This is a genomic window from Acrocarpospora pleiomorpha, assembly GCF_009687885.1.
GTDB classification, from domain to species: domain Bacteria; phylum Actinomycetota; class Actinomycetes; order Streptosporangiales; family Streptosporangiaceae; genus Acrocarpospora; species Acrocarpospora pleiomorpha.
Genome location: NZ_BLAF01000028.1, coordinates 116980 through 135439 on the forward strand (window position 1 = coordinate 116980; position 18460 = coordinate 135439).

The 18460-nt window shown below is 67.7% G+C and carries 16 protein-coding genes; 10 read left to right on the plus strand and 6 right to left on the minus strand.

The features are described 5' to 3' along the window. Positions 1-486: 486 nt before the first annotated feature. The 7 genes from Aple_RS24905 (at position 487) to Aple_RS52820 (ending at position 9397) form a co-directional block, all read left to right on the plus strand. On the plus strand, positions 487-1284 hold the full coding sequence (locus Aple_RS24905) for an endonuclease/exonuclease/phosphatase family protein (protein WP_155347103.1): 798 nt from the start codon (positions 487-489) through the stop codon (positions 1282-1284). Further along, the gene (locus tag Aple_RS24910; protein ID WP_170321649.1) at positions 1268-1819 is read left to right on the plus strand and encodes a GntR family transcriptional regulator; all 552 of its coding nucleotides are present in this window, start codon (positions 1268-1270) and stop codon (positions 1817-1819) included. The genes Aple_RS24905 and Aple_RS24910 overlap by 17 nt, the downstream gene beginning before the upstream one ends. Further along, positions 1812-2723, plus strand: a complete 912-nt coding sequence (locus Aple_RS24915) for an NYN domain-containing protein (RefSeq protein ID WP_155347105.1) — start codon at positions 1812-1814, stop codon at positions 2721-2723. The genes Aple_RS24910 and Aple_RS24915 overlap by 8 nt, the downstream gene beginning before the upstream one ends. A gap of 1001 nt (positions 2724-3724) precedes the next feature. Continuing rightward, positions 3725-5443, plus strand: a complete 1719-nt coding sequence (locus Aple_RS24920) for a replication initiator (protein ID WP_155347106.1) — start codon at positions 3725-3727, stop codon at positions 5441-5443. A gap of 468 nt (positions 5444-5911) precedes the next feature. Beyond that, the gene (locus tag Aple_RS24925; protein WP_218038499.1) at positions 5912-6076 is read left to right on the plus strand and encodes a helix-turn-helix transcriptional regulator; all 165 of its coding nucleotides are present in this window, start codon (positions 5912-5914) and stop codon (positions 6074-6076) included. Positions 6077-6090: 14 nt separating this feature from the next. Beyond that, positions 6091-7563, plus strand: a complete 1473-nt coding sequence (locus Aple_RS24930; protein ID WP_170321650.1) for a tyrosine-type recombinase/integrase — start codon at positions 6091-6093, stop codon at positions 7561-7563. Between the two features lie 784 nt (positions 7564-8347). Next, positions 8348-9397, plus strand: a complete 1050-nt coding sequence (locus tag Aple_RS52820) for a hypothetical protein (RefSeq protein WP_155347109.1) — start codon at positions 8348-8350, stop codon at positions 9395-9397. A gap of 61 nt (positions 9398-9458) precedes the next feature. Here the strand turns inward: Aple_RS52820 and Aple_RS24940 are convergent, their stop codons facing one another. From Aple_RS24940 to Aple_RS24955, 4 genes are all read right to left on the minus strand, one after another. Next, positions 9459-10205 (minus strand): succinate dehydrogenase/fumarate reductase iron-sulfur subunit, encoded by a 747-nt coding sequence (locus Aple_RS24940; RefSeq protein WP_155347110.1) that lies wholly within the window; start codon positions 10203-10205, stop codon positions 9459-9461. Beyond that, entirely contained in the window at positions 10205-12124 is a 1920-nt protein-coding gene (locus tag Aple_RS24945; RefSeq protein ID WP_155347111.1) for a fumarate reductase/succinate dehydrogenase flavoprotein subunit, read from the minus strand. Before Aple_RS24945 ends, Aple_RS24940 begins: the two co-directional genes overlap by 1 nt. Before the next feature lie 2 nt (positions 12125-12126). After that, positions 12127-12912 (minus strand): succinate dehydrogenase subunit SdhC, encoded by a 786-nt coding sequence (gene sdhC / locus Aple_RS24950; protein ID WP_155347112.1) that lies wholly within the window; start codon positions 12910-12912, stop codon positions 12127-12129. A gap of 136 nt (positions 12913-13048) precedes the next feature. Then, positions 13049-13981, minus strand: coding sequence for a LysR family transcriptional regulator (locus Aple_RS24955; RefSeq protein WP_155347113.1), 933 nt, complete (start codon positions 13979-13981; stop codon positions 13049-13051). Positions 13982-14136: 155 nt separating this feature from the next. On the opposite strand from Aple_RS24955, the gene Aple_RS24960 reads away from it, so the two are divergent. From Aple_RS24960 to Aple_RS24970, 3 genes are read left to right on the plus strand one after another with little or no spacing between them, the layout of a single operon-like run. Beyond that, the gene (locus tag Aple_RS24960) at positions 14137-14871 is read left to right on the plus strand and encodes a succinate dehydrogenase cytochrome b subunit (RefSeq protein WP_155347114.1); all 735 of its coding nucleotides are present in this window, start codon (positions 14137-14139) and stop codon (positions 14869-14871) included. Next, positions 14868-16793 carry a fumarate reductase/succinate dehydrogenase flavoprotein subunit gene (locus tag Aple_RS24965; RefSeq protein WP_155347115.1) on the plus strand — a complete coding sequence of 642 codons (1926 nt, stop codon included), beginning with the start codon at positions 14868-14870 and terminating at the stop codon, positions 16791-16793. The genes Aple_RS24960 and Aple_RS24965 overlap by 4 nt, the downstream gene beginning before the upstream one ends. Then, entirely contained in the window at positions 16790-17527 is a 738-nt protein-coding gene (locus Aple_RS24970; protein ID WP_155347116.1) for a succinate dehydrogenase/fumarate reductase iron-sulfur subunit, read from the plus strand. Before Aple_RS24965 ends, Aple_RS24970 begins: the two co-directional genes overlap by 4 nt. A gap of 70 nt (positions 17528-17597) precedes the next feature. Here Aple_RS24970 and Aple_RS24975 read toward each other — a convergent pair whose 3' ends face one another. Both Aple_RS24975 and Aple_RS24980 read right to left on the minus strand, forming a co-directional pair. Then, the gene (locus Aple_RS24975; RefSeq protein ID WP_155347117.1) at positions 17598-18155 is read right to left on the minus strand and encodes a Clp protease N-terminal domain-containing protein; all 558 of its coding nucleotides are present in this window, start codon (positions 18153-18155) and stop codon (positions 17598-17600) included. Next, the gene (locus tag Aple_RS24980; protein WP_155347118.1) at positions 18155-18388 is read right to left on the minus strand and encodes an RNA polymerase subunit sigma-70; all 234 of its coding nucleotides are present in this window, start codon (positions 18386-18388) and stop codon (positions 18155-18157) included. The genes Aple_RS24975 and Aple_RS24980 overlap by 1 nt, the downstream gene beginning before the upstream one ends. Between the last annotated feature and the right edge of the window lie 72 nt (positions 18389-18460).

The following is an 18460-nucleotide window of genomic DNA, read 5'->3' on the forward strand; positions in this document are numbered from 1 at the left end:
GAGACGGCCTCCGGCGTATGCCTTGCCTCCCGGGCTTCCCCCGTGCCTGGTGAGGAGTTCCGCGTATGGCAGTTGGCTCCCATGCGGAATGCGGGGTTGCCGGGGGCGACCGTGGCGGGGCGGGTTTGATGCGCGAGGCGTTACGCGTTCCCCGCTCCGCCACGTGTGAGCGTCCGGCCTCGGTCTTGTGGGGCTGGGGTCAGGGTGGTGGCTGGCTGTGGGGAAGACCGGCCGGGCTGATCTCACGCGGTGCTTGCGGCGAAGGAGGGAGCCAGCGGTCGCGATGGAGGGTACCGGGGCTGATTCGGGCGGGGAGGATGCGTGGCTGTCTACGCGTCCGCTGGAGGTGAACGCGTTTGACTGCATGATCGCCCGGATTGGCCAAATCCTGTTCGCGGCGTATTTGGATCGTCGGAATGCGGCGCGAGTCATATCGGTAATTCCAAGTCGAGAGGGAGGTGAAGGCGAGTGATGGGTGTGCGGGTGATGACGTACAACCTGCGTGGGGAACGCGTGCCGGGCGGGACTTTGGGGGCGCGGCATGTGGCGCAGTTTGAGGCTCTGGCGCGGTGGAGTCCGCATTTCCTGTGCGTGCAGGAGGGCCGATTCTTCCGGCAGGTTTACAAGCGCATGCTTTACCAGGCGGAGGAGATTTTGGGTATGCGGGGGGTACTTGCGCCGTCCGCGCATGATGACTGCGATTTGGTGACGTTCATCCGGCCGGATGTGGTGCGGATTACCGAGGAACGGCACAGGGGTCATCCGTTTTGGCATGGCATGAATGTGCTGCGGTGCGTGGTGGGCGGCGGCCTGAAACTCGATGTCATCAACTATCACGGCGCGCCTGATTCGGCGAGTCTCAGGGCGGCTGAGGGCGAATGCATGAAGCTGCTGATGAAGAGGGAGCGTGAGGAGAAGGAGGACGAGGGTGGGGGCGGGAAGGACGACAGGCCGTTGCGGGTCCTGGTGGGCGACTTCAACGCCATCCCGGTGAATCATCCGGTGGCGGGTCAGGAACGCGGGAAGCAGGACCGGCGTCCGGCCTTGGAGATGGGCAGGCAGGGGTGGGTGGACGCGGGTGAGGTGGCCGGTGATCGGACGCCTACCGTGGGGCATTTCCGGGCGGGCCAGTTGGCCTACCGCTGTGATCGGGTGCTTTCGACCTTTCCCCCGGAATGGCTGGCGCGGTATTGGGTGGTGCGCGATATGGACCACGTGAGCGATCACCGGGCGGCCGGTGCCGATTATGCGATACCGGGGGCTGAGGATGGGCTACCTGAGTGATATCGCGAGGTTTGCTGATCTGCTGGCCCAAGAGATCAGCGATGGCGATTACGCGGAAGGGCTGCCTACGGAAAGCGCGCTGGCGGGCCGTTTGTGCATCACGATCTGGGGTGCGCGGCGCGTGTATGAGGCCCTGCGTGAGCGTGGTCTGGTGTACACGGTGCAGGGTAAGGGGTCGTTCGTCGTGACCTCTGGTGGGGAGGGTGCCGCGCGTGCGGAAAGGCTTGGCGTGCGGGACCTGATCACCGATCGCCTGGAGTTTGAGATTCGGTCGCGGCAGATCGCGGTAGGAGCGCGAATCTGGCGTGACGAGATGGCTCGGGATTACGGCGTCGGCAGGGAAACCGTCCGGGCCGCTTTGCGTCCGCTGATTCATCGGGATCTGGTGGCGATCCTGGCTCGGCGTGGCACGGTCGTGCTCCCTGAGCGGTGTTGGAGTGTGCCCACCGACGAAATGCGGGATCGGGTGGAGAAGGCACGCGGTGGTGAAATGCCCAGCGCGTTTATGAGAGAGGGTGAGTTGACCGGTGAGTGATCTGGTGCGCGGTGAGGGGACGGGTCCGGAGAGTCTGCGGTTGGGGGTGTTTTATGACGGCGGCTGGTTCAGCCACTTGTGGCATTTCATGGCCGATCATTCTCCGTGGCGGGCCAAGCTGAATTTCTTCGGGGTGCACGGGATGCTGCGCTGGCACCTGCACCGGGTCTTGGGTGTGCCGGTGGAGGCCATCACGGTGGAGGAAGCGCACTACATGCTGGGCCGTCCGGGTCCGGACGGGATGGACTACCGGGGGCGGGCGGCGGCTCCCATGTGGGATCTGGTGTTACGGCGGTCGGGGGTTACCCGTCATGACGCGAAGATGACCGAGGTTGGCGAGCTCGACGCCGATTCGCGGCTGAACGGGCTGGTCTCCGATCGGGCGCGGGAAGCGACGTTGGATGTGGTGGCGCTGGTGAGTGGGGACAGCTGCCACCTGTCGCTTATCCGCCGTCTGCACGCCGAGGGCGTCAGGGTGATCGTGCCGACGATCTATGAGGAGTACCCGGGAGACTATGGGGAACGGGAGCGGGTTTACACCGCTCCGGGGCTGGGGCCAGCGGCCGATTTCGCGCCGGACTGGATGGAGCTGATCGCGGGGACGCTGAAGGATCGGAGCTATCGGCTGGCCTATCCCTTCGAAGAGCAGGCGGCGGGGCAGCCTGTGAGGAATGGCCGGGATCGGGACGGGTGGCGGTACGGGACGGTCAACCGGTGGGAGAACGGGCGCGGGTTCGGGTTTGTGACCGACTCCGTGGGCGTGCACTGGTATGTGGAGGCGCGGGCGTTCCGGGATGGGGCCGGGCTGCCGCTGGCGCTGGGCTGTCAGGTGCGCTTCACGGGCAAGCCGACCGTTGCGCCGGGGAAGAAGTATCCGCAGATCAACCGTGCGGAGCGGTGCTGAGATGGCGGGCGCGGGCGAAGAGGGGCAGGGCGGAGAGATTGGGGAAGGGAGGGGAGCGGCAGGGCGGGGCGCGGTATCGGGGGACGTTCGTGACGGATTCGGACCGGTGGCCCAAGCTTGCTGAAGAGGTGGAGTCGTGATGGTCGTGGATGGCACGGGGGTTCGAGAGCCGAAGGAGGCGGGCGCAGCGCCGGCCGCTAGTTGATCTTGAAGGGTTCCGCGGCGCCACCCTTAATGATCTTGGTGGGCTGGCTTCCGTGTCGAAACGTCGGGCGGCTGCCGCTCCCCCGGGACCGGGCCGGAGGCCCGCATGCCCGGGGGGAGGGCGGCGCTTTGCCGCCCGTGCGGGCCGCGTAGCGGTCCGCCTTGACCTACATGAGAGAAATTCGGCAGTTGCGTACGCGGCGGTGCCTGCGGGGGTTGCCATGGGCCGGTACGGGCGTTGACACTGGCATTGACAGATGGGAGTAGAGCCGAGTTATGCCGGTTGGTTATGGATGGCCTGACCTTGAACCCCAGGCCCGGTTTGTGCGTTGTACGGGCATGACTGATTAGCGATCGTGCGGGCGGTCCGGGCTAGCTTCCGGGGCCGTGCGTAGGGCGGTAAGGCAGTAGCAGAAGTAGCAGACATCACCAATATGGGGACGGTGCGCGCTCCCTTAATGAGAGTCCGGACCCGCGTTGCGGGCGTACCGGGCGGGAGTAAGCGCCCTTGGAGCACAGGTTGCCAACCGTCGCGTGACTGATTGCAGCGCGCTGATTACCCGATGTCGAGCGAAATCCGTTGATCACGTGTAAGTGAGACAGGCCCCACGCTGGCCGGTCTCCGTCCGCATGCGCGTCCCCGCGCGTGCCTCGGAATTCCACGTCGATGCAAGGGAGGTGATTTCGGCATGCGCGATTCAGCAAGTCAGGCAATCAGAGATCACGCGAAGGGAGCACCCATGTCCACTACGGGATTCACCACAGGATTCGAGCCGGGGTTATCAGCGGGTTTGGGGATGCTGGCCGATGCCGGGCTGATGTCCCTGGATGTTGCCGAACAGATCGCATCAGGGGTGGGCGTGTGTCTGCGTCCGCTGCCGTTCCGGGTCACTGATCCGGTCACCGGGTCGGCCCGGCTGGTGGAGGTGACCTGCGGGGCACGGCTGGAAGCCCAGTGCAAGCCGTGCGCGCGGACCAACCGGCTGCTGCGGCTGGCGCAATGCCGGGACGGCTGGCACCTGACCGAAGATCCCCAACCCCGCATCGAAGCGGACGGGGAACCGGGCATCGAATCGGGCGACCAGTCGGCCGATGCATCCCCCGAAGGGTCCGGGGGTGAGATGTCGGCGGTGGAGTACGCCGCGTATCTGTCGGGCCTGAGGGAGGAATGGCGGGGCCAGCTGGATGCGGCGGTGGCTGCGGGTGCGGACGCGACTCCTGACGGGGTGTCGCTGGTGGAGCTGCGCGAGGTGCTCGCCGACCTGGATGCAGAGATCACGTCGGCACAAGAGGCGGCGCGGGACGCGGTCCGGGGTGAGGAAGAGGGGCGGGTTCGTCGGGTGCGCTCCACTCGGCGTCGTCAGGATGCGCCGGACCTGCCTTCGCGGCCGATGGCGGATACGACGGTGGGGCCGTCGTTCACCGCTCGGGATGGGCGGGTGCATCGTCCCTCGATGTTCGTCACGCTCACGCTGCCGTCCTACGGGCGGGTCAAGGACGGCCTTCCGCTCGATCCGGACGGCTATGACTACGTCCGCGCTGCGCGGGACGCTCTTCACTTCGCCAAGCTGGTGGATCGGTTCATCCAGAACCTTCGCCGCACGTCCGGGTTCAAGGTCCAGTACTTCGGCGCGGTGGAAGCACAGAAGCGGCTGGCTCCACATGTGCACCTGGCCATTCGGGGGGCGATCCCCCGGGCGTTGATCCGGGAGGTAGCGGCGGCCACCTACCACCAAGTGTGGTGGCCAAGCATCGCCACCGTCCGCTATGACGGGGACCGGATGCCGGTCTGGGTCGCCGATGCCGACGCGGGGGAACACGCCTCGGTGCGCGGGGACTGGGTCGATCCCGACACCGGTGAAGTGCTGCCGACCTGGGCGGAAGCCTTAGACGCGATCGGGGCCGACCCTAGCGCGGTTCCGGCGCATGTGGTGCGGCTGGGTGACCAGCTCGACATTCAAGGGCTGACGGGTGACAGCCCGGATGCGGACGCGCGCAGTAGGTACCTGGCGAAATACCTGACCAAGAGTCTCAGTGCGGGGGTGTTGGAGGGTCGGGGTCGGGTGCGGCGGGCTCGTCGGGCTCATCTGGGGCGGCTGGTTGAGGTGTTGCGGTGGGAGCCGTGCGGGTCGCGGTGCGCGAACTGGCTGCGGTACGGGATCCAGCCGGAAGGCGCTCATGCGGGGTTGGTGCCGGGCCTGTGCCGGGGTAAGGCACATCGCAGCGAACGGGCGGGGTATGGCGGGCGGCGTTGCCTGGTGTCGCGTCTGTGGTCGGGCAAGACGCTGGCTGACTACAAGGCGGAGCGTCGGGCCTGGGTGGTGGCGGCGCTGGGCTTACCTGCGGGGGATGCGGACGCGGGGGCCAATCTGGTGTGGGAGCGGCTGAGTTCGGGTGATCCGTCTCTGCCGTCGCCTGCGTTGCGGTTGCTGCGGCTGGTTGCCGAACGGGTTCGGGGCCGTACCGAGATCGAACGGCGTCAGGCGGGCCTGGTGGCGGTGGAGGTCTCGGCGTGAGGCGGGCGGGGCTTGCCGGTGGGCGCGCTGATGGCGGGGACGGGGTCAGAGGAAGTAGCGGCGTTCCGGCGAACTGGGGCTCGGTCACCGGGCGCTGGGCAGCGGTCGATGAGCTGCGGCGGGGAACTCGCGGGTCGGTGGCGTCGGGGGCGGGGAGGCGTCGCCTGGGAAGAGCGCGCCGAAGGCTCCATATCGTTCTGGCCCTTGGGCGGGCGGGAGGGTCCGGCAGCTCGCAACCGGGGTCACGCTCGGGTCACGGCTGGCATGCAGGGGCACGGGTGCCAGCGTCGGCGCTGGGGTGGCGCGGCCACTACTCGGGGTGCCCGGACATGATCCCTTCCCTTTCCGGCGGCGTATTCGTGAATTCGGTCCGCTATTCATGCTGGCCCGTGGGCGGCCCGCGACTGGCCCGTGTGCGCATTCCCGGTGGGGGCGTGAATGGCGCGGAATAGCGTCGATGAGGACTTTATGACGGTGGCTGATTGCTGCCGTAGCCTGCAAGTTCCTAGATCCACTTTCTATAAGTGGCTCGCTGCTGGAAAAGGCCCGAAATCGATACGAATTCCCAACGGAGATAGGCGTATTTCCCGCAAAGAATGGGTAAAATGGTTAGAGGAACAGCAACTCGACTAGAAAGGGGCAGGGTCATGGAGGAATCGTTAGACATCCAGTTCTGGGCCATCCGCAAGCGGGAGGGCCGTAAGCGGCCCTGGGAACTGCGCTGGCGGGTCGGCGAGAACGCCCACAGTCGCTCGTTCCTGACCAAAGCCCTTGCGCAGGGCCACCAGTCCAAGCTCACCCAAGCGGCAAAGGTCGTCGGGCAGGAATGGGACGCCGTAACCGGTGAGCCGCTCTCCTGGGCGCGTAAGCAGGCGCTCTGGTTCGATCACGTCGTCGAACTCGTCTCCCGGGAATGGGCTACCGCGTCGGCCAATACCCGGCGGGGCACCGCGCGTGACCTGACCGACATCACGATGCTCATGCTCGAAACCTCGGTCAAAGCGCGCCGCAACCGCCCGTGTGACAAGGATCTGCGGGCGGCGCTCAACAGCTGGGCGTTCGTACCCGGCCGCTGCGAGCGTGAGACGGTTCCAGACCGAATCGCGGCGGCGCTGGCCTGGCTCAAGCTCCATACCCGGCCGGTGTCGGCCCTGGCCGATGACACCACCCTGCGTGAGCTGCTGGCGGGGATGGCCACGCTCCAGAACGGTAAGCAGGCTGCGGCGGCGGTGGTCCGCCATCGGCGTGCCGTCCTGCACCGCGCATTCGAGCTGGGCGTCAGTAAGAAGCTGTTCGCGGTCAACCCGCTGCCTGCGATCAAGAGCAAGCGGCGTCAGGTCAGCGATGAGGAGATCTCTCCGGTCACCATCCCGGACGGGGACCAGGTCACCCGGCTACTGGGGGCCTGCCTGGGTCTGACAGGGCGGCAGGCCCGGGTGCGGGGGCCGCGTCTGCGGGCCTTCTTCGCGGTCATGTACTACGCGGGGTGCCGTCCTGCTGAGGTGGCCGCGCTGCGTGAGGGTGACTGCCTGCTTCCCGCTACCGGCTGGGGACGGCTCACCCTGTGCGGCTCCGCCCCGTACGTGGGCGGCATGTGGACCGACAGCGGGGAAGACCACGAACAGCGGGGCCTGAAGCACCGCTCCCGTAAGGCGGTCCGCGTCGTCCCGATTCCCCCGGTGCTGGTGGCCATCCTGCGCGAGCACATCACCACCCATGGCACGGCTGATGACGGGCGGCTGTTCTGGGACGGCCTAGACCGTGGCCAACTCGGCAAGGGGGTCTACGCCAGCATCTGGCTCCAGGCCCGTAAGGCGACCTTCACTGCGGCTGAGTACGCCTCGCCGGTGGCGCGGCGTCCCTATGACCTGCGCCACGCCAACGCCTCCACGCTGCTGTCAGCCAACGTCAACCCGCTTGAGGTCGCCAAGCGGCTCGGGCACACGGTCAAGGTCTTGTTCGCGGTGTACGCGCACTGGATCGAGACTGACGAGAACGCGGCGAACGCCAGGATTGAGGCGGCGTTCAACGCCTCGGACATCACCGCTGTGACCAGGGCAAACGTGCTCCAAATCGACGGGCCACCCACGGGCCAAATGCCCGATATCGCCGCTGCGTAGAGACGTTTCCGCAGGTCAGAGCGCACTTTCCCGAATGGCTTGTCTCCACCACCCACCCTCCCTTCGTTTTCCCACGGGCTCCGCCCGCCCCCGCCATCCCGTGGCTTCGCCACCGAGCCCCGGAGCGGCCCCGGTTCGCCGAGCGGTTCGGGGATGCCGAGTGGTTCAGGGACGTCGGGTGGCCAGGAGGGGCAGGTTGCCGGGCGGGATGCGCAGGGTGGGTCTGGCGTCGGGCAGGTGCCTCAGGCGCAGGGGGCGGGGGCGTCGCAGGGGATTTCGCCTAGTTTGGGGATGCCGTCTGTCGTCGGTCCTGGTGCTGGGCAGAAGCCTTTGGGTGGGGGGAGTCTGCCGGCTTCGCCGGATCTGGGTGGGGTGGGGGCGGTGCCTTCGGTGATTGTTCCATCGCTGCCTGTGGTGGCGCCGGACATGGGTTCCTTCCCGGTCTCGCCTGGGTGGGCTGGGTCTGCTGGGATTCCGCTTATCGCGCCTTCGCCTAACCTGCCTGGCGCTTCGCCGCTGCTCAACCCGCCTTATATGGGGAAGCACATGTCTGCCCAGGGGGCGGATCGGTTTGAGTCGATCAAGGGGTTGCCGGTTGTCGCGGCGGCTGTGGCGGGGTTGGTTGCGATCTTGGGGTTGCAGATGCGGTTGGGCCGGAAACGTAGGGAGATTGAGGCCGAATAAGACTCACAGGGTCGAAACATGTTTTGCCACTCCTTTGCCGGACTAGTATTTCCATGACCTAGCAAGTCAGGCAGAGATGGCGAAAACGGCGGAGGATGCGGTGGTCGGACGCGCACATAGGCGGGTCGCGTCCGTGGTCGCCGCCTCGCTGGCCTCGGCTTCGGTTGTGGTGATGATCGCCGCGAGTGCTCAGGCGGCCAATCCGGTGGATCCCTGTCCTCCTGGTGAGCCCTGTGTCACGACCACGATCACGGTTGAGCCGACCGGGGATGTCAGCGTAACCGTCACCGCGACGGTCACGCCGTCGCCGACCTCCGCGGCCACGACGCCGGCTCCGACACCGGAAGCGCCGGCGCCCAGCAATACGGCCCCCGCTTCGATCCCGACGGTGCAGCCGCAGATTCCGAGCAGCGATCCGATCGTCCCGACCGATTCCGCCGAGGTGGCCGAGCCTTCGCTTTCCCTCCCGACCGCCGGAGGGACCGCGCCGTCGACCCCGACTCCCGGGCCGGCCTTCACCGAGCCCGACCCGGAGATGGTCTCGATCGAGATCCGCAACGCCAGCCCCGAGTTCGACCAGACCGGCCTCAGCCGCAAGCTGGCCGCCCCGGCCGCGTTGCTGGTGCTGCTCGCGCTGGTCGGCTGGCTGGTCTTCGAGGGCCGCCTGCGCAGGCTGGCCCACGCGGCGGCGATCCGGCGCGGGATGCCCATGCCGGGCATGCCAGGCATGATGCCGGGGATGCCGGGGATGACGATGCCGGGTATGCAGGCGATGCCGGGTATGCAGCAAATGCCGGGGATGCAGATGCCAGGGATGCAGATGCCGGGGCAGCCTATGCCTGGTCAGGCGATGCCCGGGCAGATGATGCCGTATCCCGGGTATCCGGTGCAGCCGTACCAGCCGCCGGTGGTCAGTTATGTGCCTGTGCCGTACCCGATGCCGTATCCGCAGCAGCCGTATGGCCAGCCGGAGGCGCAGCAGCAGTCGTATCCGCCGCCCGCGCAGGCGCCGGGGTATCCGCAGGGGTATGTGATCGAGCGGACGATCGAGGAGCCGCTGCCGGGCCAGCCGGGCGGAACCGCGACCTTCCCGGTGCAGGGGGATCAGCCCGGCGAGCAGGACGATCCACGCCGCCGCAGGCCGTACTAACGAAAGAAGCCGCAGGCCGAAAGAAAGCGCCGACCGGATGGATCCGGTCGGCGCTTTGGTGTCAGCGGCGGAAGATCTTGTTGCCGAGCCAGACCAGCGGGTCGTACTTGCGGTCGACCACGCGTTCCTTCATCGGGATCAGCGCGTTGTCGGTGATCTTGATGTGCTCGGGGCAGACCTCGGTGCAGCACTTGGTGATGTTGCAATAACCCAGCCCGTGCTCCTCCTGCGCGGCGTCCTTGCGGTCGGCCACGTCATACGGATGCATGTCCAGCTCCGCGATCCGCATCAGGAAGCGCGGCCCGGCGAAGTTGGTCTTGTTCTCCTCGTGGTCCCGGATCACGTGGCAGACGTTGTTGCACATGAAGCATTCGATGCACTTGCGGAACTCCTGGGACCGCTCGACGTCGATCTGCTGCATCCGGTACTCGCCCGGCCGCACGTCGGACGGCGGCGTGAACGACGGGATCTCCCGGGCCTTCTGGTAGTTGAACGAAACGTCGCAGACCAGGTCCTTGATGACGGGGAACGTCCGCATCGGGGTGACCGTGATCGTGTCACTCTCCTCGAAGGTGGACATCCGGGTCATGCAGCCCAGCCGCGGCTTGCCGTTGATCTCCATCGAGCAGGATCCGCACTTGCCGGCCTTGCAGTTCCAGCGGACCGCCAGGTCGGGCGCCTGGGTGGCCTGCAGGCGGTGGATGACGTCGAGCACGACCTCGCCCTCGTTCACCTCGACGGTGAAGTCCTCCAGCTTGCCGTCGCCGCCCTCGCCCCGCCAGACGCGGAACTTCGCCTTGTACCCCATTACGACTCTCTCTTCTGTGCTGCCAGCGGCCCCGCGAGCGCGGCGTCGTACTCCGCCATTTCTTCCTCGGTGAGGTATTTGGCCAGCTCGCCGCGGTCGAACAGGGTGAGCAGGTCGTCGCGCATGGACGGCTGCTCCCGCTCGATCACGGTCACCTCCGAGCCGTCCGGTGGGGTCGAGCAGACCAGCAGCTTGCGCCGCCAGTCGGCCGACATGCCCGGGTAGTCGTCGCGGGTGTGGCCGCCCCGGCTCTCCTCGCGGAGCAGCGCCGCCTTGGCCACGCACTCGCTGACCAGCAGCATGTTGCGCAGGTCGATGGCCAGGTGCCAGCCCGGGTTGTAGATCTTGCCGCCGGTGGAGGCGGTGTTCTTGGCCCGCTCCTTGAGCTTCTCCACCACGTCCAGCGCCTCGCTGATCTCACTGGACTTGCGGATGATGCCGACCAGCTCGTTCATGGTGCGCTGGAGTTCGTGATGCACGTCGTACGGATTCTCGCCGGTGGCCCGCTCGAGGGGGGCGACGGCCTCCGCCATGGCCTCCTCGACCCCGGTCGCCACCGGGCGCTTGGCCAGGCCGTCCACGTAGGCGGCGGCCCCGGCCCCGGCGCGGCGGCCGAAGACGAGCAGGTCGGACAGGGAGTTGCCGCCGAGGCGGTTGGAGCCGTGCATGCCGCCGGACACCTCGCCGGCCGCGAACAGGCCGGGCACGGAGGCGGCGCCGGTGTCGGCGTCCACCTCGACCCCGCCCATGATGTAGTGGCAGGTCGGGCCGACCTGCATCGGCTCCTTGGTGATGTCGACGTCGGCCAGCTCCTTGAACTGGTGGTGCATCGACGGCAGCCGCTTGATGATCTCAGCGGCGGGCAGCCGGGAGGACACGTCCAGGAACACGCCGCCCTGCGGGGAGCCGCGCCCGGCCTTCACCTCGGCGTTGATCGCGCGGGCCACCTCGTCGCGGGGGAGCAGCTCCGGCGGGCGGCGGTTGTTGGCCTGGTCGGTGTACCAGCGGTCGCCCTCCTCCTCGCTGGTGGCGTACTTGTCCTTGAACACGTCCGGCACGTAGTTGAACATGAACCGCTCGCCGAGCGAGTTGCGCAGCACGCCGCCGTCGCCGCGGACCGACTCGGTGACCAGGATGCCGCGCACCGAGGGCGGCCAGACCATGCCGGTCGGGTGGAACTGGATGAACTCCATGTTGATCAGGTTCGCCCCGGCCAGCAGGGCCAGCGCGTGCCCGTCTCCCGTGTACTCCCAGGAGTTGGAGGTCACCACATACGACTTGCCGATGCCGCCGGTGGCCAGCACCACGGCCGGGGTGTCGAAGAGGATGAACTTGCCGGTCTCCCGCCAGTAGCCGAACGCGCCGGAGATGGAGTCGCCGTCCTTGAGCAGGCGGGTCACCGTGCACTCGGCGAAGACCTTGATGTAGGCCTCGTAGTCGCCGTGCAGCTCGTAGTCCTCCTGCTGGAGCGCCACCACCCGCTGCTGCAGGGTGCGGATCAGCTCCAGGCCGGTCCGGTCGCCCACGTGCGCGAGCCGCGGATACTCGTGGCCGCCGAAGTTACGCTGGCTGATCTTGCCGTCTCTGGTGCGGTCGAACAGCGCGCCCCAGGCCTCCAGCTCCCAGACCCGGTCCGGGGCCTCCTTGGCGTGCAGTTCGGCCATCCGCCAGTTGTTGAGGAACTTGCCGCCGCGCATGGTGTCCCGGAAGTGCACCATCCAGTTGTCGTCGGGGTTGACGTTCCCCATGGCCGCGGCGGCGCCGCCTTCGGCCATGACGGTGTGCGCCTTGCCGAACAGGGACTTGCAGACGATCGCCGTGCGCTTACCCTGCTGTCGTGCCTCGATCGCCGCCCGCAGCCCGGCTCCGCCGGCTCCGATGACGACGACGTCGTATTCGTGACGCTCCACGTTGAGAATCCTTATGCGTACGGGAAGGTGATGACGCCCTTGGCGACCAGCCGGACATAGAAGTCAGCGATCATGACGGAGAACATGGAGGCCCAGGCGAGCTGCTGGTGCTTGGCGTTGAGCTTGGAGATGAACGTCCAGGCCCGGTAGCGCAACGGGTGCTTGGAGAAGTGGTTGAGCCGCCCGGCGGTGATGTGCCGGCAGGAGTGGCACGACAGCGTGTAGGCGACGATGAGAGCCGCGTTGACCAGCAGGATCCAGGTGCCGAGACCGCCCGGCTTGTGGACCAGCGCGAGGATCGCGTCGTAGGTGAGGACCGCGCCGATCACGATGGCGCCGTAGAAGAAGTAGCGGTGCACGTTCTGGATGATCAGCGGCAGCCGGGTCTCCCCGGTGTACTTCTTGTGCGGCTCGGCGACGGCGCAGGCGGGCGGGGACAGCCAGAACGACCGGTAGTACGACTTCCGGTAGTAGTAGCACGTAAACCGGAATCCGGCCGGCAACCCAAGGATCAGCAGGCCGGGGGGCAGACCGTACCAGTCGCCGAAGGGAGCAAAGCCCAGGAATCGGGCCCCCTCGGGACAGGATGTCGCCAGGCACGGCGACGAGAATGGCGCTATATAGGGATCGACGAAGTAGCTTCCGTCGAAAATCGCCCAGAACCCGTAGATGAGAAACGCCATGAGAGCGGCGAACGTCAATGCTGGGGCAAGCCACCATCGATCGGTGCGAAGCGTTCGCACTTTGAGCTGAGCGCGTTGTTTCCTGGCCGGGCTCTCGGCCGTTGTCTGGGTCATCGGGGACCTCTCCACCGCGTACGACGCCGTATTGGTGGGGGCTACGTTACGACCATGCAAACACTATGTGTGAAGCGGGTCACTGAGTTGTCCTTGTGATTCCTGTCACGTGCCCCGTCGGAGCGGCACCACAAGTCTAGTCGCCCTCCGTCACCGCTTCGACGCCCTCGGGCAGGGTGCCCTCCCGGGTGGCTTCGGTGAGAAAGGCCAGCAGAGTGGCCCGAAACGCGTGCGCCGCCCGGGTCGGTTCGACGTCCTTGCGGTGCGCGAGCGCGATGGTGCGCGTCAGGCCCGGGAGCAGCGGAGTCCCGGCCAGATTGGGCCGCCCGTCCAGCACCATGGACGGCACCACGGCCACGCCCAGCCCGGCTTCCACGAACCGCAGCACCGCGTCCATCTCGCCGCCCTCGACCGCGAACCTCGGCTCGAACCCGGCCTGGCGGCAGGCCGCCAGGGTCGCCTCCCGCAGGTCGTAGCCGCGCCGGAACATCACCAGCGGCCGCCGCCGCAACTCCTCGATCCGCAGGTACGGCTTGCGCCCCGCCAGGTGCGCCGGAGCCGCGATCACCAGCGTCTCGCGCAGGATCTCCTCGGTCACCAGCGCCGGATCGTCGCCCTGCAACGGCAGGATGATCAACGCCAGGTCCAGCTGTCCCCGGGCCAGCGCCCGGACGAGATCGCGGGAGCCGCCCTCCTCCACCTGGAGTTCCACACCCGGGTAGTCGTCGTGGAACCGGGCCAGCGCGTCCGCCAGCAGCCCCGCGCACAGCGACGGCGTCGCGCCCAGCCGCACCCGGCCCCGCCGCAGCCCCGCCAGCTCGGCGACCTCGCGCCTGGCGGTGTCGGCGTCGGCCAGCATCCTGCGGGCCAGCGGCAGCAGCGCCTCGCCCGCCGGGGTCAGCGTCACGTTTCCCCTGGCCCGGCTGAACAGCGGCGCGCCCAGTTCGGTCTCCAGGGCCTTGATCTGCTTGCTCAGGGAGGGCTGGGCCACCCGCATACGTTCGGCGGCCTGGGTGAAATGCCGGGTCTCGGCCACCGCCACGAACGACGCGAGCTGCTGAAGCTGCACGTTTACCAAGCGTACGTGTTGTGAGATTGCTCGCACTGTCCCGGGTGGCCGGGACCCGGTACGGGCGGCGGGCCAGAGGTCATAGCCCCCGGCTATCGAAACCAGATCGTTGATGACTTGGACGGCGCCTCCAGCGGCTTCCTACCGTCCGGAGTGTGACTGCCATCATCGAACGCGGCGCGGCGACCGCGCCCATCGAGCCGCCACCCTCGCATTCGCCGAGGCGGCGGGGGTTCTTCGGGTCCTCCACCGGCCAGAAGGCGGTGATGGCGGTGACCGGCGCGATTCTGGTGCTCTTCCTGGTCGGCCACATGGTCGGCAACCTGAAGACCTTCGCGGGTCCCGAGGCGTTCAACGGCTACGCGCTCTGGCTGCGTGAGGTCGGCTACCCGCTGGTGCCCAAGCGTGGCCTGCTCACCCTGATCGAGGTTGTGCTGCTGGCCGCGATCGTGCTGCACATCTGGTCGGCGGTCGCGCTCTACCGCCGCGCCGCCGCGGCCCGGCCGGTCCGGTACGCGGCCCGCCGCAGATCCCAGGCGGGTGGGTACGTCGTGCACATCATGCGCTGGGGGGGCGTGACCATCGCCCTGTTCGTCGTCTACCACCTGCTGGATCTGACCTTCGGCGTGGCCAACCCGGCGGGGGTTGCGGCGACGCCGTACACCCGGATGATCGAGGGCTTCAGCCGGTGGTACGTGACGCTTTTCTACGCGATCGCGGTGATCATGGTCGGCCTGCATCTGCGGCACGGTTTGTGGAGCGCGTTCCAGACGCTCGGCCTGGCCAGGGGGCGGCAGGGCCTGAAAGTGTCCGCCGCGCTGCTGTCGGCCGTGCTGGTGGTGGGCTTCCTGTCCGTGCCGTTCGCGATCATGATCGGAGTCGTGAAGTGAACTATCGCGAAGGCGAGCCGATTCGCGACACCAAGGCTCCTGAAGGCCCGATCGAGGAACGCTGGGAGAAGCGCAAGTTCGCGGCGCGGCTGGTCAACCCCGCCAACAAGCGCAAGCTCAGCGTGATCGTGGTCGGCACCGGCCTGGCCGGGGGGTCGGCGGCGGCCACCCTCGGGGAGCTGGGCTACCAGGTCACCTCGTTCTGCTACCAGGACTCGCCCCGGCGGGCGCACTCGATCGCGGCACAGGGCGGCATCAACGCGGCCAAGAACTACCGGGGCGACGGCGACTCGATCTACCGGCTGTTCTACGACACCGTGAAGGGCGGCGACTTCCGGGCCCGGGAGTCCAACGTCTACCGGCTGGCCCAGGTCAGCGTGAACATCATCGACCAGGCGGTGGCCCAGGGCGTGCCGTTCGCCCGCGAGTACGGCGGCCTGCTGGACACCCGGTCGTTCGGTGGCGCCCAGGTTTCCCGTACGTTCTATGCCCGGGGGCAGACGGGGCAGCAACTGCTGCTCGGCGCGTACCAGGCGCTGGAGCGCCAGATCGCCGCCGGGACGGTCACCATGCACGCCCGGCACGAGATGCTGGAGCTCATCGTCAGCGACGGCCGGGCCCGCGGCGTCGTGGTCCGCGACATGGTCACCGGCGAGATCGAGAGCCACCTCGCCGACGCCGTCGTCCTGGCCACCGGCGGGTACGGCAACGTGTTCTTCCTGTCCACCAACGCCAAGGGCTGCAACACCACCGCGATCTGGCGCGCCCACCGCAAGGGCGCCCTGTTCGCGAACCCCTGCTACACCCAGATCCACCCGACCTGCATCCCGGTCTCCGGCGAGTACCAGTCCAAGCTCACCCTGATGTCGGAGTCCCTGCGCAACGACGGCCGCGTCTGGGTGCCGCTCCGGAAGGGCGACACGCGCCCGCCGGCCGCGATCCCCGACGATGAGCGCGATTACTACCTCGAACGGATATATCCGGCTTTCGGGAATCTGGTTCCCCGGGACATCGCCTCCCGCGCCGCCAAGAACGTCTGCGACGAGGGCCGCGGCGTCGGCCCCGGCGGTCTCGGCGTCTACCTGGACTTCGCCGACGCCATCACCCGCCTCGGGCGCGAGGCCGTCGAGGAGAAGTACGGCAACCTCTTCGAGATGTACGAACGCATCACCGGCGAGGATCCGTACGCCCAGCCGATGCGCATCTACCCCGCCGTCCACTACACGATGGGCGGCCTGTGGGTCGACTACGACCTGCAGTCCACCGTCCCCGGCCTGTTCGTCGTCGGGGAGGCCAACTTCTCCGACCACGGGGCGAACCGGCTGGGCGCGTCCGCGCTGATGCAGGGTCTGGCCGACGGCTACTTCGTGCTGCCCGCGACGATCGGCGACTACCTGGCCGACGCGCGCGACTTCGGGCCGGTGAACGAGGTCAGCGTGGCGGAGGCGGAGATCGCGGTCCGGGATCGGATCCACCGGCTGCTGTCCGTGGACGGGGACAGGACCGCCGACTCCTACCATCGCGAGCTGGGCAAGCTCATGTGGGACTACTGCGGGATGGAACGTACGGAGGCGTCGCTGACCAAGGCTTTGGAGCGCATTCCGGAGTTGCGGGAGGAGTTCTGGCGAAACGTCAAGGTCTCCGGGACGAACGAGGAGCTCAACCAGGCGCTGGAGCGTGCCGGGCGGGTGGCCGATTTCTTCGACCTGGCCGAGCTGATGTGCCTGGACGCGCTGCACCGTACCGAATCCTGCGGTGGTCACTTCCGGGCCGAATCCCAGGACTCCGACGGTGAAGCCCTGCGTGACGACGAACATTTCGCTTATGTCGCGGCTTGGGAGCACACCCCGGAGGGCCCGGTGCTGCACCGGGAGGACTTGGCGTACGAGTACGTCACGATGAGCCAGCGGAGCTACAAGTGAACCTCACCCTCAAGATCTGGCGCCAGCACAGCCCCGACGAACGCGGCGAGATGGTGAAATATCACGTTAAAGATGTGTCGCCGGATATGTCGTTTCTGGAGATGCTGGATGTGCTCAATGAGGGGCTCATCCTGGCCGGGGATGATCCGGTGGCGTTCGATCACGATTGTCGCGAGGGTATCTGCGGCATGTGCGGCATGGTGATCAACGGGGTCGCGCACGGGGAGCAGAAGGCCACCACCACCTGCCAGCTGCACATGCGCCACTTCAAGGACGGCGACGTCGTCACCATCGAACCCTGGCGGGCCGCGCCCTTCCCGGTGATCAAGGATCTGGTGGTCGATAGGTCGGCGTTCGACCGGATCATTCAGGCCGGGGGGTTCGTGTCGGTTCCGGCGGGGGCGGCGCCGGACGCGCATGCCGTACCGGTGCCGAAGGACGACGCGGACGACGCGTTCGACGCGGCGACCTGCATCGGGTGCGGGGCCTGCGTGGCGGCCTGCCCGAACGGCTCCGCGTCGCTGTTCACCGGCGCCAAGATCACCCATCTGGGGTCGCTGCCGCAGGGTCGGCCCGAGCGCGCGTCTCGGGCCAAGGCCATGGTCGAGCAGATGGACCTGGAAGGGTTCGGCGGGTGCACCAACACCGGGGAGTGCACCGCGGTCTGCCCGAAGGGCATCTCGCTGGACGTCATCGCCCGGATGAACGCGGACTTCCTGAAGGCGTCTCGTTAATAATGGGGCAGCCGCGGCGGTGAGTCGCCTGGTCGGCGGCCATGCGGTTGTCTATGGGACGGGTTTCTCGTTAACTGGGTCTGGCGCGCAGCGTCTCCGCGATTGCGGTCGGGTTGAGGCCGCGTTCGACGAGGACCCGTATGGCCAGGCCGCTGCCCTCCCGGATCAGGCCGAGCAGCAGGTGGGTCGTGTTGATCTCCTTGCTCTTGAGCGCGAGCGCCTCCCGCAGGGATAGCTCCAGGGCCTTCTTGGCCTTCGGCGTCCACGACAGGTGCCGCCCGCTGACCAGTGCGCCGCGTCTGGTCCGGAACGGCGCGCGGTCCAGCGAGCCGGGGCCGAAGCTGGCCTCGACCTTCTCTCGGACGGCGTCCAGGTCGATGCCGAGCGTGCCGAGCAGGTCGGCGTCGAGTGGCTCGCCGTGGCAGGGCTGCCTGACCAGGGCCTGGATGGCGGCCTCGGCCTGGGCGTGGTCGATGCCGCGCAGGGCCTTCGCGGCGGGGGACTCGGGGTCGGCCAGCAGGCCGAGCAGGACGTGCTCGGTGCCGGTGTGCTGGTGCGAGAGGCGGCGGGCCTCCGCCTGAGCCCGCTGGACCACCTGGCGCGCCTCGTCGGTGAATCGTTCGAACATCACTTCTCCCGTCTCAACAGGCCGCGGCCCCCGGCGTACTTCTTGTGCACGGCCTGCCTGCTCACGTCCAGGAGCACCGCGATGTCCTGCCAGGACCAGCCCTGGTCCCGGGCGTTCTCCACCTGGAGCGCCTCCAGGCGGTCGACCAGGATCCGCAGGGCGCGGACGGCCCGCAGCCCCACGGCCGGGTCTCTGCTGCTGGCGTCACTGGCCAGCTGCGCTGTCTCATTCATGTATGTCAATGTAGGTTGACATATCGGGATATGTCAACCCTGGTTGACGGTGCAAGATCTTTGCAAAACCGC

What these genes read in the sequence shown, in the direction of transcription:
- Aple_RS24930 (WP_170321650.1), top strand. Translation starts at nt 6,091, where the DNA reads ATGGAGGAATCGTTAGACATCCAGTTCTGGGCCATCCGCAAGCGGGAG.
- Aple_RS24975 (WP_155347117.1), bottom strand. Translation starts at nt 18,155, where the DNA reads ATGTTCGAACGATTCACCGACGAGGCGCGCCAGGTGGTCCAGCGGGCT.
- Aple_RS24980 (WP_155347118.1), bottom strand. Translation starts at nt 18,388, where the DNA reads ATGAATGAGACAGCGCAGCTGGCCAGTGACGCCAGCAGCAGAGACCCG.
- Aple_RS24910 (WP_170321649.1), top strand. Translation starts at nt 1,268, where the DNA reads ATGGGCTACCTGAGTGATATCGCGAGGTTTGCTGATCTGCTGGCCCAA.
- Aple_RS24920 (WP_155347106.1), top strand. Translation starts at nt 3,725, where the DNA reads ATGCTGGCCGATGCCGGGCTGATGTCCCTGGATGTTGCCGAACAGATC.
- Aple_RS24925 (WP_218038499.1), top strand. Translation starts at nt 5,912, where the DNA reads ATGACGGTGGCTGATTGCTGCCGTAGCCTGCAAGTTCCTAGATCCACT.
- Aple_RS24940 (WP_155347110.1), bottom strand. Translation starts at nt 10,205, where the DNA reads ATGGGGTACAAGGCGAAGTTCCGCGTCTGGCGGGGCGAGGGCGGCGAC.
- Aple_RS24905 (WP_155347103.1), top strand. Translation starts at nt 487, where the DNA reads ATGACGTACAACCTGCGTGGGGAACGCGTGCCGGGCGGGACTTTGGGG.
- sdhC (WP_155347112.1), bottom strand. Translation starts at nt 12,912, where the DNA reads ATGACCCAGACAACGGCCGAGAGCCCGGCCAGGAAACAACGCGCTCAG.